The 24,555-nt window shown below is 71.7% G+C and carries 21 protein-coding genes and 7 pseudogenes; 14 read left to right on the plus strand and 14 right to left on the minus strand.

Annotation, left to right across the window (positions count from 1 at the left end; translation table 11 throughout):
- Nucleotides 1-241 precede the first annotated feature (241 nt).
- Nucleotides 242-1,105: an S-methyl-5'-thioadenosine phosphorylase gene (locus IE271_RS11990; RefSeq protein WP_229919276.1), complete on the plus strand. Its 864-nt coding sequence runs from the start codon at nt 242-244 to the stop codon at nt 1,103-1,105.
- A 337-nt stretch (nt 1,106-1,442) separates the two neighbouring features.
- On the opposite strand, the gene IE271_RS11995 is transcribed toward IE271_RS11990, so the two are convergent.
- The 4 genes from IE271_RS11995 to IE271_RS12010 form a co-directional block, all read right to left on the minus strand.
- The gene (locus IE271_RS11995) at nt 1,443-2,780 is read right to left on the minus strand and encodes a hypothetical protein (protein ID WP_190190240.1); all 1,338 of its coding nucleotides are present in this window, start codon (nt 2,778-2,780) and stop codon (nt 1,443-1,445) included.
- A 176-nt stretch (nt 2,781-2,956) separates the two neighbouring features.
- Nucleotides 2,957-3,829 (minus strand): methyltransferase domain-containing protein, encoded by an 873-nt coding sequence (locus tag IE271_RS12000; protein ID WP_229919277.1) that lies wholly within the window; start codon nt 3,827-3,829, stop codon nt 2,957-2,959.
- A 242-nt stretch (nt 3,830-4,071) separates the two neighbouring features.
- Nucleotides 4,072-4,689 carry a TIGR04282 family arsenosugar biosynthesis glycosyltransferase gene (locus IE271_RS12005; RefSeq protein WP_190190241.1) on the minus strand — a complete coding sequence of 206 codons (618 nt, stop codon included), beginning with the start codon at nt 4,687-4,689 and terminating at the stop codon, nt 4,072-4,074.
- On the minus strand, nt 4,686-5,468 hold the full coding sequence (locus IE271_RS12010; RefSeq protein WP_373308752.1) for a glycosyltransferase family 2 protein: 783 nt from the start codon (nt 5,466-5,468) through the stop codon (nt 4,686-4,688). Before IE271_RS12010 ends, IE271_RS12005 begins: the two co-directional genes overlap by 4 nt.
- 103 nt (nt 5,469-5,571) lie before the next feature.
- Here IE271_RS12010 and IE271_RS12015 point away from each other — a divergent pair, with 103 nt between their 5' ends.
- Nucleotides 5,572-6,417: a response regulator gene (locus tag IE271_RS12015; RefSeq protein WP_190190243.1), complete on the plus strand. Its 846-nt coding sequence runs from the start codon at nt 5,572-5,574 to the stop codon at nt 6,415-6,417.
- Between the two features lies 1 nt (nt 6,418).
- Complete coding sequence (locus tag IE271_RS12020; protein WP_190190244.1) at nt 6,419-7,531, plus strand: sensor histidine kinase; 1,113 nt, start codon at nt 6,419-6,421, stop codon at nt 7,529-7,531.
- 192 nt (nt 7,532-7,723) lie between these two features.
- Here IE271_RS12020 and IE271_RS12025 read toward each other — a convergent pair whose 3' ends face one another.
- From IE271_RS12025 to IE271_RS12035, 3 genes are read right to left on the minus strand one after another with little or no spacing between them, the layout of a single operon-like run.
- On the minus strand, nt 7,724-8,725 hold the full coding sequence (locus tag IE271_RS12025; RefSeq protein WP_190190245.1) for an NAD-dependent epimerase/dehydratase family protein: 1,002 nt from the start codon (nt 8,723-8,725) through the stop codon (nt 7,724-7,726).
- 9 nt (nt 8,726-8,734) lie between these two features.
- Nucleotides 8,735-9,271, minus strand: coding sequence for a hypothetical protein (locus IE271_RS12030; protein WP_229919279.1), 537 nt, complete (start codon nt 9,269-9,271; stop codon nt 8,735-8,737).
- Nucleotides 9,268-10,554 (minus strand): molybdopterin-dependent oxidoreductase, encoded by a 1,287-nt coding sequence (locus IE271_RS12035; RefSeq protein WP_190190246.1) that lies wholly within the window; start codon nt 10,552-10,554, stop codon nt 9,268-9,270. Before IE271_RS12035 ends, IE271_RS12030 begins: the two co-directional genes overlap by 4 nt.
- Nucleotides 10,555-10,638: 84 nt before the next feature.
- Between IE271_RS12035 and IE271_RS44325 the strand changes: the two are divergent.
- Nucleotides 10,639-10,848: pseudogene (locus IE271_RS44325) on the plus strand (hypothetical protein); the annotation flags it as partial.
- On the opposite strand, the gene IE271_RS12040 reads toward IE271_RS44325, so the two are convergent.
- A complete protein-coding gene (locus IE271_RS12040) occupies nt 10,769-12,262 on the minus strand; it encodes a glycosyltransferase family 39 protein (RefSeq protein WP_190190247.1) in 1,494 nt (497 codons plus the stop codon). The pseudogene IE271_RS44325 and the gene IE271_RS12040 sit on opposite strands and share 80 nt — an antisense overlap.
- Nucleotides 12,263-12,390: 128 nt before the next feature.
- Here IE271_RS12040 and IE271_RS44450 point away from each other — a divergent pair, with 128 nt between their 5' ends.
- The 4 genes and pseudogenes from IE271_RS44450 to IE271_RS12055 all read left to right on the plus strand — a co-directional run.
- On the plus strand, nt 12,391-12,684 hold the full coding sequence (locus tag IE271_RS44450) for a response regulator (RefSeq protein ID WP_506005291.1): 294 nt from the start codon (nt 12,391-12,393) through the stop codon (nt 12,682-12,684).
- Nucleotides 12,685-12,858: 174 nt separating this feature from the next.
- On the plus strand, nt 12,859-13,071 hold the full coding sequence (locus tag IE271_RS44455) for a winged helix-turn-helix domain-containing protein (RefSeq protein WP_506005290.1): 213 nt from the start codon (nt 12,859-12,861) through the stop codon (nt 13,069-13,071).
- Complete coding sequence (locus IE271_RS12050; RefSeq protein ID WP_190190248.1) at nt 13,058-14,533, plus strand: sensor histidine kinase; 1,476 nt, start codon at nt 13,058-13,060, stop codon at nt 14,531-14,533. The genes IE271_RS44455 and IE271_RS12050 overlap by 14 nt, the downstream gene beginning before the upstream one ends.
- A 48-nt stretch (nt 14,534-14,581) precedes the next feature.
- Nucleotides 14,582-14,872: pseudogene (locus tag IE271_RS12055) on the plus strand (sensor histidine kinase); the annotation flags it as partial.
- A 2-nt stretch (nt 14,873-14,874) separates the two neighbouring features.
- Here the strand turns inward: IE271_RS12055 and IE271_RS12060 are convergent.
- Entirely contained in the window at nt 14,875-15,342 is a 468-nt protein-coding gene (locus IE271_RS12060; RefSeq protein WP_190190249.1) for an NUDIX hydrolase, read from the minus strand.
- 277 nt (nt 15,343-15,619) lie between these two features.
- On the opposite strand from IE271_RS12060, the pseudogene IE271_RS41915 reads away from it, so the two are divergent.
- Nucleotides 15,620-15,787 (plus strand): annotated as a pseudogene (locus IE271_RS41915) (IS5/IS1182 family transposase); the annotation flags it as partial.
- Nucleotides 15,788-15,858: 71 nt separating this feature from the next.
- On the opposite strand, the gene IE271_RS12065 reads toward IE271_RS41915, so the two are convergent.
- Nucleotides 15,859-16,776, minus strand: a complete 918-nt coding sequence (locus IE271_RS12065; RefSeq protein WP_229919280.1) for an NAD-dependent epimerase/dehydratase family protein — start codon at nt 16,774-16,776, stop codon at nt 15,859-15,861.
- A 27-nt stretch (nt 16,777-16,803) separates the two neighbouring features.
- Nucleotides 16,804-17,673: an alpha/beta fold hydrolase gene (locus IE271_RS12070; RefSeq protein ID WP_190190250.1), complete on the minus strand. Its 870-nt coding sequence runs from the start codon at nt 17,671-17,673 to the stop codon at nt 16,804-16,806.
- Between the two features lie 73 nt (nt 17,674-17,746).
- Between IE271_RS12070 and IE271_RS12075 the strand changes: the two genes are divergently transcribed.
- Nucleotides 17,747-18,217, plus strand: a complete 471-nt coding sequence (locus tag IE271_RS12075; RefSeq protein WP_190190251.1) for a MarR family winged helix-turn-helix transcriptional regulator — start codon at nt 17,747-17,749, stop codon at nt 18,215-18,217.
- A gap of 407 nt (nt 18,218-18,624) precedes the next feature.
- Here IE271_RS12075 and IE271_RS12080 read toward each other — a convergent pair whose 3' ends face one another.
- Both IE271_RS12080 and IE271_RS43910 read right to left on the minus strand, forming a co-directional pair.
- The gene (locus IE271_RS12080) at nt 18,625-19,146 is read right to left on the minus strand and encodes a DinB family protein (protein ID WP_229919281.1); all 522 of its coding nucleotides are present in this window, start codon (nt 19,144-19,146) and stop codon (nt 18,625-18,627) included.
- 90 nt (nt 19,147-19,236) lie between these two features.
- Nucleotides 19,237-19,694 (minus strand): annotated as a pseudogene (locus IE271_RS43910) (Tn3 family transposase); the annotation flags it as partial.
- 368 nt (nt 19,695-20,062) lie between these two features.
- Here IE271_RS43910 and IE271_RS44330 point away from each other — a divergent pair.
- Together IE271_RS44330 and IE271_RS43915 are read left to right on the plus strand one after the other, a co-directional pair.
- Nucleotides 20,063-20,275, plus strand: a pseudogene (locus tag IE271_RS44330) (IS256 family transposase); the annotation flags it as partial.
- Nucleotides 20,270-20,419 (plus strand): annotated as a pseudogene (locus IE271_RS43915) (IS256 family transposase); the annotation flags it as partial. The pseudogenes IE271_RS44330 and IE271_RS43915, both read left to right, overlap by 6 nt.
- Before the next feature lie 47 nt (nt 20,420-20,466).
- Here the strand turns inward: IE271_RS43915 and IE271_RS12095 are convergent.
- Nucleotides 20,467-21,019, minus strand: a pseudogene (locus IE271_RS12095) (phosphotransferase); the annotation flags it as partial.
- Here IE271_RS12095 and IE271_RS43920 point away from each other — a divergent pair.
- Together IE271_RS43920 and IE271_RS12105 are read left to right on the plus strand one after the other, a co-directional pair.
- Nucleotides 21,019-21,249, plus strand: a complete 231-nt coding sequence (locus tag IE271_RS43920; protein WP_373308754.1) for a glycoside hydrolase family 97 C-terminal domain-containing protein — start codon at nt 21,019-21,021, stop codon at nt 21,247-21,249. The pseudogene IE271_RS12095 and the gene IE271_RS43920 overlap by 1 nt on opposite strands.
- Nucleotides 21,250-22,300: 1,051 nt before the next feature.
- Complete coding sequence (locus IE271_RS12105; RefSeq protein ID WP_190190254.1) at nt 22,301-24,547, plus strand: MMPL family transporter; 2,247 nt, start codon at nt 22,301-22,303, stop codon at nt 24,545-24,547.
- Nucleotides 24,548-24,555: the final 8 nt, after the last annotated feature.

A 24,555-nucleotide genomic window follows, 5' to 3' on the forward strand; every position in this document is an offset into this window, starting at 1 on the left:
GCCGACCGTGCCGGCTGCTGACGGCACGGGAGAGGACGGCACGGGAGAGGAGGACAGCCGCGAGCGTGCGGAACGGCAAGGAGCGCGGGGTGCAGGAAGTCTTCCGGGTTCCTCGTGTCCGCCGGTGAGCCGGCGAAGAGAACCACAGCCGGACAAGCGGTCCGAGCGCAGATGTGACGGGCTTCTTACGTGCGTGCTCAAAAGCTCGTACGGGTGGCCGGGACTCCTAGAGTCACCGGTCATGATGCACAGTGACGAGCTTTCCCGGGCCGAGATAGGCGTCATCGGCGGTTCGGGGTTCTACTCCTTCCTCGACGACATGACGGAAGTCGAGGTCGACACTCCTTACGGCCGGCCGAGCGACTCGCTCCTCCTGGGCGAGGCAGCCGGACGGAAGGTGGCGTTCCTGCCCCGGCACGGCCGTGACCACCATCTGCCGCCGCACCGGATCAACTACCGTGCCAACCTCTGGGCGCTGGCCTCGGTCGGAGTCCGCCAGATCGTGGGACCATGCGCGGTCGGCGGTCTGCGGGCCGAGTTCGGGCCGGGCACTCTGCTGGTTCCGGACCAGTTGATGGACCGCACGAGGTCCCGGGCGCAGTCCTATTACGACGGGGAGGAGCGGGCGGACGGCCAGAGATCGAACGTCGTGCATGTGACGTTCGCCGACCCCTACTGTCCGGTCGGGCGCCGTACGGCGGTGCGGGCCGCCCGTGCGGCCGGCTGGGCCGCGGTGGACGGCGGGACGATGGTGGTGGTCGAGGGACCCCGGTTCTCGACCCGGGCGGAGTCCTTGTGGCATGCCGCCCAGGGCTGGTCGGTGGTGGGTATGACCGGGCACCCAGAAGCCGTCCTCGCCCGTGAACTGGGATTGTGCTACACGTCGTTGGCCCTGGTCACGGATCTGGATGCCGGAACGGACACCGGGGCGGGCGTGGCCCACAGCGAGGTGCTGGAGGTGTTCGCCGCCAACATCGGCAGAATGCGCGACGTGGTCCTCGACATGGTCCGCGCACTTCCCCTCGGCACGTACCGGGACTGCCTGTGCACACGGGCGCTGGGCGGCCAGGACCCGGGCATCGCGCCGCCGGGGACGACGCTCTGACCGGCGTGGTTCGCCTCGCTTCCTGGAGGGCGCGGCCGGCACGGGGGTCCCGTTCCCGGGCTCGGGCGGAAACCGATGGTCCGGTGCCTCACCCCGGGCAGGCTGAGACGGACCTGTCAGCGCGGTGCCTCCTGGGACTTCGGGAGGGGACCGCCGCTGTCACGGACCTTCGGTGCGATGGGGGGCCGTGCCCGGGAAGGAGGGCGGCGATGAGGGCCTGAGGCTGCGGTCGTGGGGCGCCCGGCAGGACCCCTGCCGGGGCGCCCCACGACCGGGCCGTACCCGTCCGGTGCACACGTGTGTCCCGGTGGCCGTGAAACGGTGGCGGTACCGTCCCTCACCAGCCGGTCAGCAGGAAGTGGTTGAGGGCGAGGGCGAGGGCGGCCTGGGCGCAGAGCCAGACACGGGGGCGGGGGAGCAGGGCGCACGCCGGGAGCAGCCACATGATGAACGGCAGCCAGATGCGCTCGGTCTCCGCTTTGCTCATCCCGGACAGGTCGGCGACGAGAAGGGCGAGAAGGGCTGCCAGCGTGAGAAGCCCGAGGCGTCGTTCCGGGGCCGTGAACCAGGAAGAGGGGCGGGGCGCGGAGGCGGACAGGACTGTGACCGTGCGGCGCAGGCCGGCCGCCGTCGCCGGGCCCGCCACCAAGGCGGTGCACGCCAGGTTGGCCCACACCCAGTACCCGTACGGCCTGATCCCCCCGGCCCCTTGGTAGTAGCGTTCGACGAGGAGGTGGTATGCCTCCCACCAGCTGAACCCTGCCAGGGTGAAGACGAGCGGGGCGACGGCGCAGCCGGCCAGGAGCCAGGGCAGGACCGGCAGGCGCCGGGAGCCGAGGAGCACCACGGCGGTCGCGATCAGGGCGATCAGTGTGAGCCCGTACGAGAGATAGGCGGTGAGTCCGCACAGCAGCCCGGAGGCGAGGGCGGTGACGCGTGGCCGGTGACCGGTCACGGCCAGGGCGAGGAACGCCAGCGCCCAGGCCGCCACTGCCGCGTAGTAGCCGTCCGCGGAGACGCCGGCCCACACCGCGGTCGGTGCCAGGACCAGGAAGGGTGCCGCCCGGCGGGCGAGCGTCTCGTCGGCCAGTGTCCGAAGGGCGATGAGGACGGCCACTGCCGCGGTCGTTCCGGCGACGAGGACCAGGGCGCCCGCCCAGGCGCCGCCGCCGAGTCCCGCCCGGTCCAGCAGGACGAAGGTGAGGGTCGCGGCCGGGGGATGTCCGGCGACGTGCGCGGGCCAGTGGTCCGGTGAGCCGATCAGGATGTGGTGGGTGAAGTCCCGCAGGGCGGCGGGGATGTCGTGGAAGCGGTCGACGGCGCGGAGGTACTCGTACTTGGTCGTCAGCCGGCCGGCGACACCGTGTTCCCAGCCGTCGACCAGGGCGAGGGAGACCGTCCAGGCCAGCGCGGCCGCCCACACGGTGGCGAGCAGGCCGCGCCAGGGTAGCCGGGCGGCGAGCGGGGGACCGTAGGCCATGATCAGGACCGCCACGACGACGGCGGCCGGGGTGCCCGCGCCGATGTGGGGTTCCCAGGTGGCGTACAGGGGAGGCCAGCCGACGTGCAGGGTGCCGTCCCGGTGCTCGACGGCGGTGCCGACGACCGCGGCCACCAGGACGAGCAGTGCGGCGGCGACGACCGGGATCAGGTCGTGCGGCAGAACACGGTTCACCGCGTGGGCGCCGTGTCGCACCGGGCGGGTGCCGGTCCGTGCGGGCGTGCCCGGCTGAGTCCGGTCATGGTCTGCGCCTCGTGCCCGTCCGCCCGGCGGCGGCGAGGGTGTGTGCTGCCGCCGGTCGGTGGGGTGCTCTTCGCGCCGGCCTGCGATGTGCCCGGCGTCCGGCTCCGTCATGTCCTCTCCGTTCTGCGTGCAAGCGGACTGTCACCGGACGGCCGCTGAGGAACCACCGGGGGACGGTCGCGCGGACCTGCGACCGCCGGTCCCGGGATGTCGGCCGGCGGTGGTATGCGGTCGGCGCCGCGGCGGCTGCGCAGCGCCACGAAACACCGTCCGCCGGATGCCCACTGTCCGGCCGGATGCCAGCCTCCCGTGCGGGCGGCGTACCGCAGCAGCGCCTGCGCGCCGAGCCGGGCCCAGCGGAACGGAGCGCCTGGGGCGTCGAGGTCCGCCGTGTCCCCGCTCGCGTCGGCGCTCCGTACGATGCGTACGCGCAGGCGCTCGTCCGTGTCGGGGACGGGAGCCGTCTCCGCGATCAGCAGACCGCCGGGGCGCAGGAGTCCGCTCATGCGCGCGAGAAGGGCGAGCGGGTCACCGCCTATACCGACGTTGCCGTCGATCAGGAGCGCTGTGCCCCAACGGCCTTCATCGGGCAGCGGTGTGAACACCGAGCGGTGCAGCGCGCGACCGCCGAGCCGCCGGGTGCGGTCGACGGCCGCCTCGCTGACGTCGACGCCGAGCGCCGGCCGGCCCTGGGCGGACAGTTCGGTCACCAGCCGCCCCGGTCCGCAGCCCACGTCGAGCACCGGGCCCTCGCAGCGCCGCAGCACCTCGTGGTCGGCCGCGTCGGCCGCCGCACACCAGCGTTCCACGTCCAGTGGCAGCATTCGGCCGCCGGCGCAGCGCAGGAAGAGGGGACCACGGCCGGTACGCAGGGCGTCCGCGTAGGGGTCGGCGCTCCACGACGACGGCGTCGTGCCGGCGGGTGCGAGCGGCGAGGGGAGGGGAGGGGACGAGGAGCGGACCCGGCCGGCCGCCGTCACCCGGGCTTCCTCCCGACCGGCGGCGTCCGGTGGTCTCCTCGTCGAGGACGTCGTCCTGCGTCCGCCGGCCGTCGTGGCGCCCGCCGTCGGTGTGTCCTCCCGAGGGGGTCCTGTCGGGGTTCCCCTCTCGTACGTGGTGCTCGTGGCCGGTCCCACCGATGGGCCCTCCTTGCATGTGGTGCTCACCGGTGACGCCTTTCTCCGCATCGTGGTCGGTGGTCGTGTCGCCTCGCGTGCGGTGGTCATCGGGCACCGACTTCCCCCAAGGCGCGGAACCTGGCACCGAAGCGGCCCCGGGGCGTCGCCGTGGCGACGGCTGCCGCGTCGGCCGCCGTGTCCACGTCCCGCAGTCGGGGAAGCCCGCGCACGCGCAGGCCCGCGGCCAGCAGCCGTTCGTGCTGCAGGGCGCCGGTGCGCGCCGTCGACATCGGTACACCGCGCAGCAGCGCGGGGTCGGGGTCGGCGAGTCCCAGCGCCCAGAATCCGCCGTCCTCGGCCGGGCCGAGATACGCGTCGCAGTCCTCGAAGTCCACGGTCAGGAGTGACGGGGTGATCTGCGGGGTGTCCATCCCGACGAGCAGCGCCGGTTCCCCACAGGCCGCGAAGGCGGCGGCGAGCCGTTCGTCCAGGCCGCCCCCGCACTGCGGGACGACGTCGAAACCGGGGGGCAGCCAGGGGCCCGGCCGTCCGTCGAGGACCAGCACGCGCCGGGTCGCGGGGGCCGCCGCCACGGCGTCCAGGGTGTCCGCGAGCGCGGCCTCGGCCAGTGCGGCCGCCTCCTGAGGGGTGTAGGGCGGTGTCAGCCGTGTCTTCACCCGTCCCGGCCGTGGCTCCTTGGCGACGACGAGCAGTGTGGTCATCGGCGGGCTCCTTCTCGCGCGGCGCGGCCACCGGGTCCGTGTGCGGATGTCGCGGTCGGTGTGGTGGACGCGGGTGGTTCGAGGAGCACGCGGCGCATGTCGCGGACGGTCTGCCAGGTACCGCGCCAGGTGCCGGTGACCTTGGAGGTGCCGGTGCGCGGCAGATACGGCACGTCGTGTTCGGTGACGCGCCAGCCGGCGTCCGCGGCGCGGACCACCATCTGCAGGGGATAGCCGTTGCGCCGGTCGGTGAGGGCGAGTTCGAGCAGCTTCCCGCGGCGTGCGGCGCGCAGCGGTCCGAGGTCGTTCAGGCGCAGGCCGGTGCGTCGGCGCAGCATCCGGGACAGCGCCAGGTTGCCGAGGCGGGCGTGCGCGGGCCAGGCACGCCGATGGTGCGGCCGGCGCCGTCCGAGCACCAGGTCGGCCCGGTCCTCCTGGATCTCGCGGACGAAGGGGACGAGCAGGGCGGGGTCCAGTGAGGCGTCGCAGTCGCAGAAGCAGACGACGTCGGCGACGGCCGCGGCCAGCCCGGTGTGGCAGGCGGCGCCGAATCCGCGGCGCGGCTCGTGCACGACGGTGGCGCCGAGGGCGCGGGCGATGTCCCCGGAGCCGTCCGTGGAGTCGTTGTCCACGACGACGGCGCGCCAGCCGGGCGGGATGCGTTCGAGGACCCAGGGGAGGGCAGCCGCCTCGTTCAGACAGGGCAGCACCACATCGGCCGTCGGGGCGGGGAGTCGTGATGCGGGAGAGTGCGGGGAAGGGATCGTCACGGGTTTCACCCTACGAATCCGAATAGGGCATTTCGGGCGTTCGCTCCTTACGAAACACGGACGTCGGGGCATGTGCTCCACACGGTCCGGGCGGGGATGGGAGGCTGCCGGCATGGAACAGCCGAACGAGTCCGAGAGCTCGACAGCAGGGTCACCGGGCGTCGCCGGTGCCCGTGTCCTGGTCGTGGACGACGACCCCACCGTCGCCGAGGTCGTCTGCGGATATTTGGACCGGGCGGGATACGTCGTCGACCGCGCCGGTGACGGTGCGGCCGCGCTCGCCCGCGCCGCCGACAACTGGCCGGATCTGGTGATCCTGGATGTGATGCTGCCCGGCACGAACGGCCTGGAGGTGTGCCGCCGCATGCGGGACCACGCACCCGTGCCGGTGATCATGCTGACCGCGCGCGGCGACGAGGACGACCGTATCCTCGGCCTCGAGGTCGGTGCGGACGACTACGTGACCAAGCCGTTCAGCCCGCGTGAGCTGGTCCTGCGCGTGCAGTCGGTCCTGCGCCGGGCCTGGCCCGGTGTGGGGACGCGGCCGCTGCGGGCGGCGGGCCTGGCCGTCGACCCGGCCGCCCGCCGTGCGACCAAGCACAGCACCGAACTGGCGCTCACGCTTCGGGAGTTCGACCTTCTTGCGTTTCTCCTCGCGCACCCGGGGCGGGTCTACAGCCGTGAGGAGCTGATGCGCGAGGTGTGGGGCTGGGACTTCGGCGACCTGTCGACGGTCACCGTCCACATACGGCGTCTGCGCAGCAAGGTCGAGGACGACCCGGCCCGGCCCCGGCTGATCCAGACGGTGTGGGGGGTGGGCTACCGCTTCGAGCCGGCGGGGACGGAACCGGACGGGGCGGACGCCGGCGCCGGTCCGGCGGACCGGGACCCCCGTGCTGTCGCGCCGGGCCCGAGGAACATCCCCGGGCCAGTGGCACCGGACAGCGAAGGGGCCTGAGGTGCGGGACACGCTTCTCATCGCCCTGTTCGCCTTCCTCGGCGCCGCCGCGGCCGGACTGCTCGGCGCGGGCGCGCTGTGGCTGCTGCGCCGCCGCTCCCTGACCGCCTCCTTGACGGTGGTCGCCGCCGTCGCCGTCACGGCGATGCTCGCGGGCACTCTGGCCGTCGCGCAGGCGATGTTCCTGTCCCGGCACGACTTGAGCGTGGTCACCACGGTCGTCGCCATGGCGGCCGTCGTCTCCCTGATCACCGCGCTCCTGCTGGGCCGCTGGGTGGTGGCACGCAGCCGGGACCTCGCCCTGGCCACGCGCTCCTTCGGGGAGCGCGGCGACTTCGCCGCGCCTGCCCTGCCGGCCACCGCCGAACTCGCCGCACTGGGCCGGGAGCTGGCGGCGACCAGCGCCAGACTCGCCCGGTCGAGGGAGAGGGAGCGCGCCCTGGAGTCCTCGCGACGCGAGCTGGTCGCCTGGATCTCGCACGACCTGCGTACCCCGCTCGCCGGACTGCGCGCCATGGCCGAGGCGCTGGAGGACGGCGTGGCCGCCGATCCCGACCGCTATCTGCGCCAGATCCGTACCGAGGTCGAGCGCCTGAACGACATGGTCGGCGACCTCTTCGAGCTCTCCCGCATCCATGCCGGAGCGCTGGCCCTGTCCCCGTCGCGGATGTCGGTGTACGACCTGATCGGTGACGCCCTCGCCGGGGCGGATCCGCTCGCACGCGAGCACGGGGTACGGCTGGTGGGCGACCGGATCGAGGCGGTGCCGGTGGAGGTGGACGGCAAGGAGATGAGCCGGGTGCTGGGCAACCTGCTCGTCAACGCGATCCGGCAGACGCCCTCGGACGGGACGGTCGCCGTCACCGTGCAACGCGAGACGGACAGGGTGGTGCTGTCCGTCACCGACGAATGCGGGGGCATTCCCGAAGAGGATCTGCCGCGGGTCTTCGACACGGCCTGGCGAGGGTCGCACGCGCGGACGCCGCCGGGTGGCGCGGGACTGGGGCTGGCGATCGTCCAGGGCATCGTGGAGGCGCACCGGGGACGGGCAGCGGTGCGCAATGTTCCCGGAGGATGCCGGTTCGAGGTGTCCTTGCCCGTGGCCGGCGCGTAGAGGAAGCGGCCGTCCGCTCTCCCTCCACCCGCGGTGTCCCGTCCTCCCCGGCCCCCTGAGGGCCCCTTCACCGGGTCCTCGGAAGCCGGCGCAGAGGCGAGGGCGAAGGCGAAGCGGGGCGCAGGTGGTGCGAGCGCCTTTCGCCGGTGCACGCCTTTCCACCGCTGTTCCGTACCCGGAGGACGGGAGGGCTCATGGGCGCGTGTCGTGCATCTCGGCCCGGGCGAACTCCCGCATTCCCTCGTCGAACCCGGTCTCCGGCTTCCAGCCCAGCTCACCGCGCAGGCGGGAGGAGTCCGCGGTCACGTGGCGGACGTCGCCGAGGCGGTACTCCCCGGTGACGACCGGCTCGGGGCCGCCGCACGCGTCGGCCAGCGCCCGCGCCATCTCGCCGACCGTGCGCGGGTCGCCGCTGCCCGTGTTGTACACGGTCAGCTTGCCCGCGGCGGCTTCCGCTTCCAGCGCCACCGCATTGGCCCTCGCCACGTCCCCGACGTGCACGAAGTCCCGACGCTGCCGGCCGTCCTCGAACACGGCCGGGGCTTCGCCGCGTGCCAGGGCCGAGCGGAAGAACGAGGCGACGCCCGCGTACGGGGTGTCACGGGGCATCCGGGGGCCGTACACGTTGTGGTAGCGCAGCGATACCGCCGAGCCGCCGGTCGCGCGTGCCCAGGCCGCCGCCAGATGCTCCTGGGCCAGTTTGGTCGTGGCGTACACGTTCCGGGGATCGGCCGGCGCGTCCTCGGTGACCAGCCCAGGTGCGAGTGGCTGTCCGCACTGGGGGCAGGGCGGTTCGAAGCGGCCCGCGTCGAGGTCGGCGACGGCCCGTGGACCGGGGCGTACCGTCCCGTGTCGCGCGCACGTGTACGCTCCTTCGCCGTACACCACCATCGACCCGGCCAGTACCAGATGCCGCACCCCGGCCTCCGCCATACCGGCCAGCAGTACGGCGGTGCCGAGATCGTTACGGGAGACGTACTCCACCGCGTCCGTGAGACCGGTGCCGAGCCCGACCATCGCCGCCTGGTGGCACACCGCGTCCGCGCCGCGCAGCCGGGACGAGACCGCCTCGGCGTCTCGCACGTCGGCGCCCTCGCGCAGATCCAGAGTGACGGTCTCGTGCCCGCGAGCGGTGAGGGCGTCGACGACATGGGACCCGATGAACCCGGCCGAGCCGGTGACCAGTACGCGCATGGCCCCACGCTAGGACCGGTGGCGAGCCGGACGCCCGGTTCCGACCGGCACGTCAGCACTTGGTAAGACCTCGGCGGACCCCGGCCGCCGACGGGCCCGCCACGTGCGCAGCGCCAAGAGCAGACCCGACACCGTGAAGAGGACGGCAGTGATCAGCAGCCACCGCCCGAGGAACACGTCCGGAGCGAGCAGCGTCGCCGCCCGGTAACGCCGCCCGGCGGCCTGGGAGATCAGCGGCCAGTGGACCAGCAGCAGCAACAGGGAGACGAACGCCGGGACGCGAACGTGAAGGACGAGAGCGGTCCGCGCCCGCGACCGGGGCCGACGTCCGCACACCACCCTGTGGAACAGCCAGTCCGCCCCCGCGTACAGCGGAACCAGCACCAAGTCGTGGACGAGCGCCGCGCCGACGAGCCACTGCAGCACCGCCCACCAGTCGCCGGCCAGCAACCGCGCAAGGGCGTAGCCGCACAGGACGAAGGAGGTCAGCAGGACCGTCAGGTGCAGGGGCGGTTCTCCGTACAGGGTGCGGAGCAGGCGTTTCACGTGCGCTCCCCGACATCCGTGGACCCGAAGGTGAGCCGGCGCACCCATTTGGTGTTCATCACGCCGGGCGCGTTGGGCACGATGACGCGCGCGGGCCGGCCGTGGTCGAGGGAGAGGTCGGCCCCTCCCACGCGCAGGGCGAGCAGGGATCGCGGGTCGCCGACCTGGTTGGCGCGCAGCGCCACCGCGCGGAAGGAGCCGGCCGGTTGGACCGACTCCACGAACACATCCGGTGCATCGGCGTGATGGCCGACCAGTGCCGCGAGGTCGCGCAGCCGCACTCCCTCCCAGTACTGGTCGCCGGTGGACCAGCCCTCCACACAGGCGATGGGCAGTGACGATCCGTGCTGGGGGAGTCGGCGCAGCTCGTCCAGCGTCAGCCGGACGGTGTGTCCGTTGCCCCGGACGGTGAGCCGCCAGCCTGCACCGGTGTCCCGGAGCCCCACACGGGCGGCCGCTGCCGTCTTGTTCACCGGAAAGCCGTTCGGCCCGGAACCGGGGGCACGTCCGTGCGGTGCCAGCAGGGCGGTGCGGCGCAGCGGTCCGCCGACGCTCTGGCCCGCCGTGACCAGGAACAGCGCCGCGGAGCCGAGCCCGACCATGCCCAGCGCGCCGCGCCGTGACATGGTCGGCTCCGCCGGACGGCCGGGCACCAGTCCGCCGGCGTCGGCGGGTTCGGGCCGGGTGCGTACGGTCGGCGTGCGCAGTTCGGCGCGCAGATCGAGGGTGCGGATCGCACGCAGGGCGGCGGGCAGCCGCAGTGCGACATGGGCGAGGACGGCACCGAGGAACACCCACGCGCCGTAGAAGTGCAGCGGATAGAACGAGCCCGGGAAGACGTAGTCCAACTGGACGTTCAGCAGGCCGGTGGTGAACTCGAACAGGCCCCCGCCGACCAGCAGCAGCAGGGAGAGCCGTTCCAGTGCATGGCCCACCGAGCGGAGGGGCGGCAGCGCGAAGAGCTTGGGGACCACCGACCACAGCTTGGCCAGCAGCACCGGCACCAGCATGATGCCGAAGGTGACGTGTATGCCCTGGGTGAGTCGGTAGAGCCAGTACGGGTGGGTCGGCCACGAGAAGAGGTAGAGACCCAGTAAGCCTTTGTCCGGGGTTTTGTCGTTGACGGGGGACAGGTCCGGGTTGTACGCGGCGTACGACAGCAGACCGGTGACGAACAGCACGGGGATGCCGACCAGCAGCACCATCCCCAGGACCGAGGTCAGCCACGGACCGCGCAGCGGACTGCGCCAGGGACCGGCGGACGAAGGGGGGAGAACTCTCATGGGCGACGACCCTAGGCGCGCCGGGCATCATTCCGTCCGGTCTGTCCATGACGAAAGTCTGACGTCCCGACTCGCACGAACAGAGAACGCACCCGGCTGTACCTGCAACGACGCACCGCACAGGGCAGGACCAAGTGCGAAGTCGTACGGTGCCTCAAGCGCTACGTGGCCCGCGAGACCTATCGGGCCGGCACCAGTCGTGGTCGTCACCCCGTCACTTGCCGCTCGCTCCCCGTCCGTCGGATCCAGGAGTGGCCTTCGGAGACGGGTCGTGGTCCCGGACATAGACGGTGACTCGCGCTCCATTGACATGGGTTGTTCCGTGCTCACGGAAGTGGCGCCGCAAGCTGCTTGTTTTCGCTTGCTCCCGCGGGTCGGCCGGCGAGTGGGCACCCGCCGCGCGGACCGCGACGATCCGGTCGAACTCCAGCATGCGTGTCGCGATGTCCTGGGCGGGAAGCTCGATACCCGCAAGCGTGTTCGATGAAACGGGGTCCTGTGCCAGGGCCAGATCCGTCAGAAAACGGGTGTCCTCGGGATCGGCCGCGGTCAAGATCCGTTGCTGACCGGAGAGATAGAGCAGCCCGTCGCCGGGACGGCCTTCCTTGCGTACGGTGGGGCCGATGGCGGTGACGTCATTGCTCCGGCTCTGGGGCGTCCTCAGCGCAAGGCTCGGCGGGACGAGCGCGGCCAGTACGGCGACGGCCGCGATCCACGCGTTGCGGCGAGACTGCCGCAGCCGGTGGAAGTAATCCATCCAGGCGCCCAGCAGCAACGCACCTCCGATACTGCCGTAGAGCACGTACCGGTCGACGAAAATGGGCTTGACCAGTGAGGTGACCAGCAGCAGAAGAGTCGGAAGCACAAGAATCGGCACGGCCGGCACGGAGAGCCGCACGGGTCCCCTCGCGCCCAGGGGCGCCACGACCAGGACACCAGGAAGCCGCACCGGTCCGCCGATCCAGGACACCTGTTCCGACTGCCCCGCACTGCAGATCGCCAGCGGCAGCAGTCCGGCCACAACGCCCGAGGCAGCCGCACTCCACATCCTCAGCACCGCTCGTGGAACACGGGAGACGGCCAGTGTGACGCCGTGCGCGACCAGGGCGAGGACCGCGAACTCATGGAGCAGACGGGCCAGCAGCATGAGGGAGCCGTAGACCGCCCACCGCCATCGGGTGCGATGCGGGACGCTGACCACGAGCGCGTAGGTGGCCCAGGTGACCAGGGCGCAGACCATGGCATACGAGCGGCCTTCCTGCGTGTACTTCTGTACCTGGGGAAGGAGCGGGAACACCAGCCCGGCCAGCAGCCCGGCACGGGGTCCCGCCAGGCGTAGCCCCAGAAGCCCGACTCCGCCCGCCGCGACGGACATGGCCAGCACGGACGGCAGCCGCAACGTCAGCAGTCCTGCGCGGAAGAGGCCGAAGACCTCATGTATTACGGCGTAATAGGGGGCATGGACCAGATCGACGTTCTGGGCGGTGAGCCATATCTGCGAAAGATCGCGGTGTGCGAGCTGACAGGTGACGGACTCGTCCCCCCACATGGTGTTCTTCCTGCGGACACCCCAGAGTCCCAGAGCGATGGTCAGCGACAAGGGCGCGATGACGGCAACGGCTTCGGCCGGGCTCGGTGATCGTCGACGGGTGGGCGCGGGAGGGGGAACCGACCCGGCCACGGCGGGGGTACGTTCATCGAGGGACATCGGAGGCAGGGCCTTTCAGCAGCGGCGAGGACACTCCGCCAAGGTGCCCGAACCCCGTTGACCGGTTGCTGACCCCACCTGACCGGCCGATCAGGAAGGCGGGCCGGCACTGTGCGAGGCTGCACCACATGCGCATACTGGTGGTCGAAGACGAGGTGGACCTTGCCCACACCCTGCACACCGGTCTGACCGCCGAGGGCTACAGCGTCGACCTCGCCCATGACGGCCAGCAGGGACAGTGGATGACCCGGACCGGCGACTACGCCCTCGTCGTACTGGACTTGACGCTGCCCGGACTCAACGGCTACAAGGTCTGCGCCCAACTGCGCCGGGAGGGCAACGCAACCCCCATCCTGGTACTCACCGCCAAGGACGGGGAGTGGGACCAGGCGGAGGCCCTGGACACGGGCGCCGACGACTAGCTGGCCAAACCCTTCTCCTACCTGGTGCTCGTCGCACGGCTGCGGGCCCTGGCCAGACGAGCCGCCGCGGTCGCCCCGCCCGTCCTCGCCGGGAGCGACCTCTCGTTGGACGTCGCCGGCCGGGTCTGCCGCCGGGCCGGGGCCCGGGTGGAACTCACACCCCGGGAGTTCGCCGTGCTGGAGCTGCTGGCCCGCCGGGCGGGACAGGCGGTCTCCAAAACGGATCTGCTCTATCACGCGTGGCCCGACGAAGCGGTCGATCCCAACCTGGTGGAGGCGCACGTCAGCGCCCTGCGCAAGAAGGTGGACGCAGCGTTCCACCGGAAGTCCCTGCAGACCGTACGAGGTATCGGCTACCGGCTGGTGGACGACCGTGAACGCGACTGAGCCGCGACGCCGCTGGCGGCCGCGTTCGGTACGAGCCCGCGCGGCCCTGGCCGCCGCCTCGGCCACCGCCGTCGTCCTGGTCGGCACCGGCTGGTGGGTGCACCGCGACGTCTACCGCGAGAGCACGCGGATCGCCGAAGAACAAGCGGAGACGCAGCTCTGGACCCTTGCCGACCAGCTGAACGAGGGTGTGGTTCCCGTCCACAGAAGCGCCGTGCCGTACGAGGTCGTCGCGACCGGACGACGCACCGCTGTCGCCCACGGCGGAGGCATGCACGACTTCGGTCCCGGAACCCGTCACGTGCTGCCCGCCCCGACGGAGGCCAAGGAGTCCGGGTACTTGACGATCCGCCCCGTCCGCATACCTGGGCGCCGCGACGGCAATCCCGGGGACGGATTCGATCCGGCCAACGGGACCTACATGGTCATGTCCACCGATATCAGCGCCGATGAACTCGGCGGTGACAAGGCTGCCGCTCTGGGCGTCGCCGCCGACGCCAGGCTGCGGGTCTACGTGGTGGTGCTCCCGGACACGGCCGAGACGATCACCAAGACCACCGACCGCCTGCTGCTGCCCGCCGGGCTCGTCACCCTCGTACTGATCGCCGCCGTCGCCTACTCCGCCGTCCGGATCGCGCTGCGGCCGGTCGAAGCCATCCGCGTCCTCACCGCCTCGGTCACCGCGAGCGACCCCCGCGAACGCGTCACCGTCCCCGCCACAGGACACGAGATCACCGCCCTGGCCACCACCATCAACACCACCCTCCAACGCCTCGACAACGCCGCCGCCCGGCAACGCCGCTTCGTCGCGGACGCCGCCCACGAACTGCGCAGCCCCCTCACCACACCGCTGGCCAGCCTGGAAGTCGCGCTCGCCTACCCGGAACGCACCGACTGGCCCGCCGCGGCCACCACCGCCGCACGGCAGACCCGCCGCCTCCAGGCCCTCGCCGAAGACCTGCTGCTCCTCGCCCGCCTCGACACCCGCACCCCCGCGGCCGGCCCCGAAACCGTCGACCTGGCAGCCCTCGCCTCCCGGCTGGCCGAGCAGTACCCCCTCACCGAACGGCCGTTGACCCTCACCTGCGACGGCACCGCCCCCGCACACGTACACGGAAACCCCGACGAATTCGAACGGCTGCTGCGCAACCTCATCGACAACGCCGTCCGCCACGCCGCACACCGCATTCAGATCACCGTCCGGAACCAGGACGCCTGGGTGGTCCTCACGGTGCACGACGACGGACCGGGCGTGCCCACCGAGGACGCCGAGCACGTCTTCGAACGCTTCGTCCGGCTCGACGACGCCCGCTCCCGCGACCACGGCGGCACCGGCCTGGGCCTCGCCATCGCCCGTGACCTGGCCCACCGCCACCGAGGCACCCTCACCCTCGCTCCCCGGACCCTCGGAGCGTGCTTCCAGCTACGCCTCCCCCGAGTCCCCGCCCCGGCCGAGAAATGACGCGCTCGACCGCGGCGGCCCTTCGGGACCGGAACACCACCGGATGACCACGCCCACCGCCACTGCCGCAGGAACGGCCGCGTCACCCTCCGCGCCCGCCGCGTGGCAGGCGCCGTCGCCATCGAGGTGAAGGACACGGGCAGCGGCATCAGCCACGAGGACCTGCCCCGGGTGTTCGACCGCTTCTGGCGGGCCGAACAGTCCCGCAGCAGGCGGACGGGAGGCAGCGGACCGGGCCTGTCCATCGTCGGACAGCTGGTGCAGGCACACGGCGGAGACGTCTGCGTGACGAGCCGACCGCATGTGGAGACGGTGTTCCTGGTGCGGTTGCCGTGCTGATCTCAGTGCTGGATCAGGCCGCCGACCGGGACAGGAGCGACATGGCCGGTTGCTGGCAGGGTTTGTGCCAGGGCGAGGCCGATGTCGACCAGCGATGACCGACGCAGGCCGGCCACGTGGGCGAACGGAGTCCAGGCCGACTCGGCGACGTCGCCGTTCGGCTCAGGCCGGGGCCGACCGCCGGTGATACGGACCCGGTAGAAGACGCCGACATTCTGGTGCTCGACCCCCGCACGCGCGACGGCCGCGGGGATCACCCGTGAGTCCACTCCCAGCAGGCGATCCACCACCGCAGCGCATCCGGTCTCCTCGGCGACCTCCCGGATCACCGCGTCGAACGGATCCTCCCCGTGCTCGACTCTGCCGCCCGGAAGCGTCCAGTTGCTCTCGCCCTCCGTCGGCACGTGACGAGCGAGCAGCACCCGCCCGTCCTCGATGCACACGGCGTACGCCGCCAATCGGAAACTCATCCCGCACCTCCCACCGGAGATCAGCCAACCTCCAAGATCCGCGCATCGTTACGCGGAGTGGAGCCGGATCGACTTCTCACGCCTGGAGCCACGGGGGGATGCGCAGGTTCCCTACCGTACCGGCCGCCTCACTCCCCGTGCGCACGGGGAGTGCCCGCGCCAAGGGAGCGTGTCCTGCCCGCCTGCGATGAGGAGCAGACCCTTCGAGGCCCGACCCCTCGCCCTCCACCGCCCGGCGCTGCCGCCCCTGCGGCATCCCCGGGGGCCGACCTGAGCGGGCAGGACCCGCTGGGTCGTCGAGCGCACCTCTGCCTGGCCCCACCAGTCCGAGCGCCTGCGCATCCGCTGTGAGATACGCGCCGACCTCCACCAGGCCCTGCTCCGACTCGCCTGTGGCGTCGTCTGCTTCAGGCGCCTCCGCGCCTCATTCCGAAGCGATCAGTGAACAGCAGTGCTGCGCTGACCACTTGAGCTCGCCATCGTCTGACGACAGGCAGCCGCGGTCTGAGGGCCGGGTCAGGAGGTGGGCTGGGCGGCCTTCCATGCCCGGTAGTGGAGCTCGGGGTTGTCGGTGAAGGCGGTGTGGCGCGGGTGCCAGCCGAGCAGGCGGTGGGCCTTGGCGCTGGTGACGAGTTCGTCCTGGTCGGCGGCCATCTGCATCATGCCGCCCGCCTCCGCGCTCTCCAGTGTGATCTCGCCGGTGAAACCGGCCGCCCGCACGGCCGCGCGCTGCATGTCCAGGGCGCTGAGGCGTTGGTCGTCGGCGATGACGAACGTCTCCTTGTCGACCGCCGCCGGGTTGTCGAGGATGCGGACGTAGGCGTCGGCGAGGTCGTCGACGTGGACCCAGCTCCACCGCTTGGCGGTGTCGCCGTAGAAGACGGGGGTGCCTGCCTCGGCCGCGGCGAACCACTGCCCGGTCATCGAGGTGCCGGCCGGGCCGCCGTACATGAAGCCGGGCCGCACGACGGTGTGGGCGAGTCCGGAGGCGGCCAGGTCCTTCTCCAGGGCGAAGCGGAAGCCGATGGGACTGTCGGGGTTGCCGGGGGTGTTCTCGTCCATCAGCGCAAGGCCGGTGCGTCCGTAGGAGGAGATACCGGTGGTGAACACCAGGTGGCGGCGGCGTCCGTCGCGTTCCTGGGCGGCGAGGAGTTCGGCGAACAGGCGCCGGTCGCTGCCGACGGGGTCGCTCATGTCCATGAGGAGGTGGACGACGGCGTCGGTTCCTTCCAGGTGACCTCGCCACGTCTCGGGCCGTGAGAAGTCGCCCGGGACCGGGGTGACTTCGTCAGCGACGAGCGCACGGGCGGCGGGGGAGGCGGTGTCGCGCGCGAGTCCGAGGACGGTGTGTCCGGCGCGGGCCAGGGCGGTGGAGACGCGGCGGCCGGCGTAGCCGGTGGCTCCGATGACGAGGATCTGCACGGTGTGCTCCATTTTCGGTGTGGTACGGAGGGCCGAGTGTCAGACGGCGGGGGTGGTGGTGAAGAAGCGGGCGAGCCGGTCGGCCGTCCACGTGGGGTTGTCGGCGGCGAAGGTGTGGGCCGCGTCCGGGACGATGTCGGCGCGCACGTCGGCCGCGGCGTCGCGGACGCCGTCCAGCAGGACGTTCTGGGGCAGCCCGTACTCGCCGTTCAGGACCAGGACGGGCATGGTCAGGCGGGGCCCGGTCCGGGCCTGCCGCCCGTCCTGGACGAGGGTGGCGTAGTGCTCGAAGCCGCCGCGCATCGCGTCGGGGCGGGTGTAGACGCGCAGCAGGTCCGCGCGGTCGGCGTCGGTGATGCCGCCGCGGTTCATCACCGACCAGAACCCGGAGAGGTACTGCTCCTCCCTGCCGGCCGTGAGCAGGGCCGCCAGCTCGCTCTGTGCGTGGAATCCGAAGTGCCACGAGCCGCCGGTGGCGGGGTTCATGTGCTCCTCGAGGCCGAAGCCGGGCAGGAACGCCTCGCTGAGCACGAGCCGTTCCACGTCCGTGGGGTGGTGCTGGGCCCAGGCGTGCACGGTCATCGTGCCGACGTCGGTGCCGACCACGAAGGCGCGGTCGTGGCCGAGGTGCGTCAGCAGCCGGTGGAGGTCCTCGGCCTCCTCACGTTTGGTCCAGTGTCCGGCCGGGATCTGCGAGTCGCCCGAGCCGCGCAGGTCGGGGGCGATGACGGTGAAGCCGCGCCCGGCCAGCAGTGGCATGGCCGCACGCCATTCGATCCAGCTGAACGGCCAGCCGTGCACCAGGACCACGGCGGGGCCCGTTCCGCCCTTCACGTAGTGGATGCGGATGCCGTCGAGGTCGGCCCGCGCGTGCTCGAACCCTGCCGGGGCCGGTGCCGGGGCAGTCATGGCCCACCTCCTTAGTTGCTTGCTTCAGCAATAATCACTCTACTTGCTTGCTTCGTCAAATAGAGTAGGAGGCATGGACGACACCGCACCCGCGACCGATCACCTCACCGGCGACGAACTTCTGCTGTGGCAGAGCCTGGGCCGCCTGGTGCACTCCCTGCCGCGCCTACTGGAGGAGGACATGTCCCGCACCGGCGTGACCATGACCGAATTCGCCGTCCTCCTGCTGCTGAGCGAAGCACCCGACCGCCGCATGCGCATGTCCGCGCTCGCCGCGGCCTCCGGTCTGACGCCCTCGCGCATCACACGCATCATCGACGGCCTCTCCCGCCACGACATGGTGCACAAGGAACGCCACGGCCAGGACGCCCGCGGCAGCGAAGCCGTCCTCACCGATTCCGGTCTCCGCGCCATGCGGGCCGCCCGGCCCGCTCACGTCGCCAGCGCCCGGCGCCGCGTCCTCGACCACATCCCGGCCGACGTCCTGCCGGGTATGGCCGCAGCACTCGCCGGGCTCGCCGAGATCCAGCAACGCTCCCGGTAGTCCGCGTCTCGACGGGACCATCACCGCCGTCGGGTCCGTCTGCTCAGCCGCATCCACGACGGCGTCCCACACGGGTCCGGCCTGCCGGAGACGGGGACGGCCCGGCACCTTCCTGGCCGCCCCGATCGGTCCTGCCGGTTCCCGTCGCCGTCCTCGTCCGGCTCCGGCGCGTCGCGATCACGCAGCGGGCGCAGGGCGCCGGCGGCCGGAACGCCGGCGGTGAAGCTGTGGCGGCCGAGCGGGTTCAGGTCACGGTGCTTGAGCGGGGAGAGCCGGGCGGCGTCCCTGTCACGGCTCGCGGCCGCCGAGCGATCTGCGTCGGTCCGCACACCCTTCGGTGATCACGCGGTGGTCGTTCGTCCCGCAGGCGGCTTCGGCACGAGGAGCGCGAAGCCGCACCCGGATTTCTAGGTCAGGACCAGCCAGCGGCGGCCGTCGATCAGCTCTCGGGCCGCGTCGAGATGGCCGGCGTGGCACGCGGTTTCGGCGATGACATGCAGCAGGACGTCGCGCACGGTGTGCAGGTGCGGTTCACCGAACAGGTCGCGGGGCCACCAGGCCAATGCGGCGTCGGCGGGGGTGGCGGTGATGACGGCGTCGGCGAGTTCTGTCTCCTGCCGGTATCGGTCGAGCACGTCGGTGGCCGGCACTTCCGGGGCCACCTTCCACGCTTCGTCGCCGCTCGTCAGGCCGCGGACGACCGCTTCGTCCCCGGCTACGACCGCGCGGAACCAGAACCGCTCCACATCCAGCGCGAGGTGCTGGACCAGTCCCAAGAAGTGCCATCCGGAAGGCAGCACGGGCCGTCGCAGATCCTTCGCGTCGAGTCCGTCGAGGATGCCGAGAACGTGACGCCGCTGTCCGTCCAGAACCCGCAGGAGCGCCCTGACCTCACTGCTTGGAGTCGTTTCGCTCAAATTCTCGGTCATGGCCACCATGATCCCCGAATCTCCGTGGCCGCACAGGGAGTTGCCCGATATACGCAGCCGGTTGAAGGCAGTGGAACCGTGAGGGGGCGACAGGTGCCCGGTCTTGACGATCTGTCCGTACGCTGCGCACGCCGCGCCCAGCGGAGTCGTCGCCCCTCGTGTTCGAACATGCATAGCAGTTCGTAGGCCCGGCCCTGGTCGGTGACCAGGGAACCGGCGACCTTCGGCATGTCCGGCCAGTGCGTGATCACCTTGTTCAGGTTCACGCGGGTGGGGGCCGGGTCCTCCACCGCGCCGTATGGACCCGTCTCGGCCCCGGGCGTCGTGGCCCACCAGAACCGCTGGTCGTCCGGGCCGCGGAACCTCGGGCCGAGGTTGTGGCCGAGGGTCTTGAACGGGCCGGACACCATGTCGGAGTAGGAGGCGTTGTCGGTGGTCGCCGTCTCCGGCTCGACCCCGCCGTCGAGGTTCGGCAGCGCGTCCAGGATGTGCAGGGAGTCGTGCGGGGCTTTGGGTACGACCACCTGCCCGATACCCGCGACCTGCCTGGAGTGCGTCTCGACAATGATCACCTCTCGGCGGTGGAGGCCCGTGTCTCGAACTTGCCGCATAGCCCTACGAGGCGTCACAGAAGTCAGCATGGAGTCGGCATCGGTCTGACCAGAGCTGCCGACAGCCGGGCGAAACCGGCGATGTGAGGGCGCCGCGAGCACGGCTGAGCACGGCAAGGCCGCCGTCATGGAGGCCCTGAACATGTGCGGACCGGTACTCGAGGGACGGTCGCAGGAATCGAAGAGCCGTGCCCAAGACCTGTGGACCGAACTCGGGAAGCACGCAAAGGGCGTACTTTCCCGAGTGATCGACTGATGGTCATCGATAGGCCGGTGTTCGCAGCACCGGCCGGGAAGGGACGCCCGTGCTCCGCGTAGTCAACGACGACGGCACCACCGCCAACGGCTTCCTGATCGACGAGATCGTCCGCGAGGGAGCGAGGAGTATGCTCGCCGCCGCCCCGGAGGCCGAAGTCAACGCGTGTATGGCCGAGTTGGCCGATCAGCGGGACGAGACCGGCCGTCGGCTCGTGGTCCGCAACGGCTGTCACCAGCCCCGGCAGGTCACCACCGCGGCCCTGGCCATGGTCTTCAAACTGGTCGAGTCCGCCCGGGCCCGGTGGCGGGCCGTGAACGCGCCCCACCTCGTCGCTCTCGTCCGCGCCGGAGCCCGCTTCGAACGCGGCCGGCTCGTCGAACGCCTCGAACAACTCGCAGCCTGACGGGCCCGCTGGCCAGGGCCTCCTGTTCGCAGACCGTCGATCCGGTTTCAGGCGTAGCGCGCGAAGAGGGCCTGGAGGTATCCCTCCAGCCGCCTGGTCAGCCGGGTGGGAGTCAGATCGGCACGGCCCACCTCGCGCTACGGGACGGCGACCTTCTCGGCGTCCGGAGCGAAGGCCAAGGCATCCAGCAGACGCCAGTAGAGATGGGCGGCGCGATCTTCGGCCAGCGTCCCTCCCGCCGCAACGTAGCGGTCGGCGAAGTCCATGCCCGCGGAAACGCCGTGCAGCAGAGCCAGGGCCGTCGAGCAGTGGGCCACGTCCAGGTCGGCCGGCCCCCAGGAGGTCTCCACCCAGTCGACGACGCCGCTGACCCGCAGACCGTCGCCGTCGCCCGTGAAGAGGACGTTGCCGGCAGAATTCCGGTGTCCGACGCTGCGGAGCTGGCGCTCTCGGTGGTCTACGAGTCCGGCCTCCAGAACTTCGCGGGCTCGCTCGACGAGTACCGCAAGCGCCCGGAGCTGGAGAAGTTCCTCGAGGACGTGCCCACGGCCTGGGACGAGACTCGGCTCGTGGCCGGCGAACCCGGCAAGAGGACCACCATGGCCCGCCGCGACGGCGACCGATGGTTCCTGGGCAACGTGACCGCCGGCAAGGCCCACACCGAGAAGGTGCCCCTCCGTTTCCTGGGGCACGGTACGTACACCGTCGACGTCGTCAGGGACGGCCCGGACGGACTCGTACGGGAGAGCCACGAGGTGAGGGCCCATGACACCTTGAGAGTGCATGTCCCGGCCGACGGCGGGTTCGCCGCTGTGGCCCACAGGTCCTGACGCCTGACGTGACGCGTCACGTGCGGCCGGCCGTCGTCGGTAGGGTGCCGCACGTGGCCTTCGCACGTGGAGACCGTGACCGGAAGGACAGTGGGGGTCATCGCGTCCAAGAACCGCCTCTGCGACGCGGAGTTCCGCGAGGGGGCGGTACGGATCGTGACGGAGACCGGGAAGCCGCGATCCCGGAGGTGGCTGCGGATCTGGGCAGCCCTTCCGGGACACCGCACAGCTGGGTGTCTCGGGCCCGGCGCAACGGGTCACCGTCGTCGGACCGGCCGGCAGCCGAGCCGTCGGGTGACCGACCGCGGGGGAGCGAGCGAGCGAGCGGGCGGAACTCGAGCGGCTGCGGGCCGGGGCCAGGGAGAAGGACCAGCGCATCTGCGAGCTGGAGACGGAGCGTGACGTGGGCAGGCGGTTCGTGGCCTTGTGGAGGGAATGGCTGACGCGGACCCGGCCGTCGCGGTCGGGGTGATCAGCAGCTGCAACGCCAGGCGGCTGCACAGCGTATGCGGATTCACGGGCCCGATCTACTGCGAACGTGACTACCGAGCCACCCTCGCCGAGGGACCGGCCGCATAGATCGTCTCCACGCTGCGAGGGGATCGACATCCGTCGGATCACCACGCCCCACAGGGACTGGTCATTCACGACCGAGATCCACTTTCGCGACAGGTCTCGGGTCCGCCGGCATGGCCACCGGCCGGTCCGCGCACAGCAGCGCCTCGGTCGGCTCGAACAACGTGCCCCCGTGCGTGAGCAGGCAGGGGAAGGAGTCGTCCCGGAAGGCCGTGTTCACGTCCTCGGAGGCTTCGTACGAGCGCTCACGTTCGGAGCATCGTCGGAGGTCGGACCACACACAAGCTGGGAGTATCCCGGGAATCGGCCCCGGCGGACGAGAGGCCGCTTCCCGGCTGCCCGGTGCTCCGGCGGCCGGGCCCCGCACGGACAGCGGAACTCTCAGGAAGCTCCCAGAAACTCACCGGGAACGGTCAGCGGCGGCTGCCACGCTCGCGGTTCCGATCGCGTACCGACCTTAGTTGGAGCTGCCGCTGTGGCCACATTCCTCTTCACCATCGGCCGGTTCTCCTTCCGCCGTCGCTGGTTCGTTGCGGTGTTCTGGGTCGGCCTGCTGGTCCTGGCGGGCCTGCTCGCCGCCCAGGCACCTGCCGCGCCACCCAATGACGACTCCATGCCCGGCACCGAGGCGCAGCAGGCGTACGACCTGCTCGACGAACGCTTCCCCGGCAGCGCCGCCGACGGCGCCACCGCCCGCGTCGTCTTCCACACCGAGCACGGCAAGGTGACCGACGCCGCGGTCAAGGAGACCGTCACCCGCACCGTCGGGGAACTGGGCACCGGCTCCCAGGTGGCGCGGGTCACCGACCCGTACGCCACCGGCACGGTCAGCGCCGACGGCACCACCGCCTACACCCAGGTCACCTACGAGGTCCCCGCCAACGAGGTGAAGGACTCCGCCCGCTCGGCCCTGCTGGACACCGTGGACGACGCCCGCTCCGACGGACTCACGGTCGAGGCGGGCGGCAACGCGGTCAGCGAGTCGATGCAGGCCGGCCACAGCTCCGAGGCGATCGGCCTGGCCGTCGCGGCCCTCGTGCTCGTCGTCACCTTCGGCTCACTGGTGACGGCCGGGCTGCCGCTGCTCACCGCGCTGCTGGGCGTCGCCATCGGCGTCTGCGCCATCCGGGTGCTGTCCGAGCCGCTCGGCCTGGGCTCGACGACCTCGGTGCTCGCATCGATGCTCGGCCTGGCGGTCGGCATCGACTACGCGCTGTTCGTCGTCTCCCGATACCGCTCCGAGCTCGCCCGGGGCCGCGAACGCGCCGACGCCGCCGGACACGCGGTCGGCACGGCAGGCTCTGCGGTGGTCTTCGCCGGTCTGACGGTGATGATCGCGCTGGCCGGGCTGAGCGTCGTCGGCATTCCGATGCTGACGCAGATGGGCCTGGCCGCGGCCGGCACGGTGCTGCTGGCCGTCCTGGTCGCCGTCACCCTGGTGCCCGCGCTCCTCGCCGTCGCCGGGCGCCGGATCGAGCCGGCCGCCGACCGCGCCTCCCGCCGTACGAACCGTGGAACCACGGATCGCGGGGAGGAGAGCCGCGAACGCGAACCGGCCGGTGTGCGCTGGGCCGGCTTCGTGATGCGGCGCCCGCGTCGGGTCCTGCTGGCCGGGGTCGTCGTGCTGGGGGTGCTGGCCATCCCCGTCGGCTCCCTGGAGCTGGCTCTCGGAGGCGACGAGAGCAAGCCCGCCTCGACCACCCAGCGCCGCGCCTACGACCTGGTCGCCGAGGGGTTCGGGCCCGGCTGCAACGGCCCGCTGACGGTGGTGCTGGACGCCGGGCGGAACGGCGATGCGAAGGTCTCGGCCGAAACGGCCGGCGGCCGTATCCGCGGCATGGACGGTGTCGCCTCCGTCGGACAGCCCCGCTTCGACGAGGCCGGCACCACCGCCGTGCTGACCGTCGTCCCCGACAGCACCCCTTCCGGAACGGAGACCACCGCGTTGGTCGACGCCCTGCGCGAGTCCGCGCTGGAGCAGGCGACCGATGCGAAGGTGCTGGTCACCGGGGTGACCGCGATGAACGCCGATGTCTCCCAGAAGCTCTCCGACGCCCTGGTCCCCTACCTCGTGCTCGTCGTCGGCCTGGCCTTCCTGCTGCTGATCGCCGTCTTCCGGTCGGTGCTCGTACCGCTCAAGGCCGCACTGGGCTTCCTCCTGACGATCCTGGCCGGGCTGGGCGTGGTGGTCGCGGTCTTCCAGTGGGGCCGGCTCGCCCCGCTGGCCGGGGTCGAGGTGCCGGGGCCGGTCGTCTCGATGATGCCGATCTTCATGGTGGGCGTGGTGTTCGGCCTGGCCATGGACTACGAGGTGTTCCTCGTGACGCGGATGCGCGAGTCGTACGTCCACGGCCGTTCGCCGCGCGAGGCGATCGCGGACGGCTTCCGGCACAACGCGCGCGTCGTCACCGCCGCCGCCGTCATCATGATCTCGGTGTTCGCGGCCTTCACCGGCTCGGACGAACAGATGGTGAAGACCATCGGCCTCGGCCTCGCGGTCGCCGTGCTCCTGGACGCTTTCGTGGTCCGCATGACATTGGTGCCGGCCGTCCTGGCGCTGCTCGGTGACCGTGCCTGGCGGCTGCCCCGCTGGCTGGACCGGCTGGTGCCCGACGTCGACGTGGAGGGCGAGAAGCTCGTCGCGCGCGACCGCCGGGAGCCGGTAGCGGCGGCCGCGTCTTCGGCCGTCGAGCCGGCCCGCACCGACCGGGCGGGCTCGTGATCCGCCGC

This window comes from Streptomyces minutiscleroticus (assembly GCF_014650875.1).
Taxonomy (GTDB): Bacteria; Actinomycetota; Actinomycetes; order Streptomycetales; family Streptomycetaceae; genus Streptomyces; species Streptomyces minutiscleroticus.

Bases quoted from the DNA above. Each gene is read 5' to 3' on its own strand.
- IE271_RS11990 (WP_229919276.1), top strand. From the start codon at position 242: ATGATGCACAGTGACGAGCTTTCCCGGGCCGAGATAGGCGTCATCGGC.
- IE271_RS12005 (WP_190190241.1), bottom strand. From the start codon at position 4,689: ATGACCACACTGCTCGTCGTCGCCAAGGAGCCACGGCCGGGACGGGTG.
- IE271_RS12015 (WP_190190243.1), top strand. From the start codon at position 5,572: ATGGAACAGCCGAACGAGTCCGAGAGCTCGACAGCAGGGTCACCGGGC.
- IE271_RS12025 (WP_190190245.1), bottom strand. From the start codon at position 8,725: ATGCGCGTACTGGTCACCGGCTCGGCCGGGTTCATCGGGTCCCATGTC.
- IE271_RS12035 (WP_190190246.1), bottom strand. From the start codon at position 10,554: ATGAGAGTTCTCCCCCCTTCGTCCGCCGGTCCCTGGCGCAGTCCGCTG.
- IE271_RS12040 (WP_190190247.1), bottom strand. From the start codon at position 12,262: ATGTCCCTCGATGAACGTACCCCCGCCGTGGCCGGGTCGGTTCCCCCT.
- IE271_RS44450 (WP_506005291.1), top strand. From the start codon at position 12,391: ATGCGCATACTGGTGGTCGAAGACGAGGTGGACCTTGCCCACACCCTG.
- IE271_RS12060 (WP_190190249.1), bottom strand. From the start codon at position 15,342: ATGAGTTTCCGATTGGCGGCGTACGCCGTGTGCATCGAGGACGGGCGG.
- IE271_RS12065 (WP_229919280.1), bottom strand. From the start codon at position 16,776: ATGGAGCACACCGTGCAGATCCTCGTCATCGGAGCCACCGGCTACGCC.
- IE271_RS12070 (WP_190190250.1), bottom strand. From the start codon at position 17,673: ATGACTGCCCCGGCACCGGCCCCGGCAGGGTTCGAGCACGCGCGGGCC.
- IE271_RS12075 (WP_190190251.1), top strand. From the start codon at position 17,747: ATGGACGACACCGCACCCGCGACCGATCACCTCACCGGCGACGAACTT.
- IE271_RS12080 (WP_229919281.1), bottom strand. From the start codon at position 19,146: ATGACCGAGAATTTGAGCGAAACGACTCCAAGCAGTGAGGTCAGGGCG.
- IE271_RS43920 (WP_373308754.1), top strand. From the start codon at position 21,019: ATGGCCCGCCGCGACGGCGACCGATGGTTCCTGGGCAACGTGACCGCC.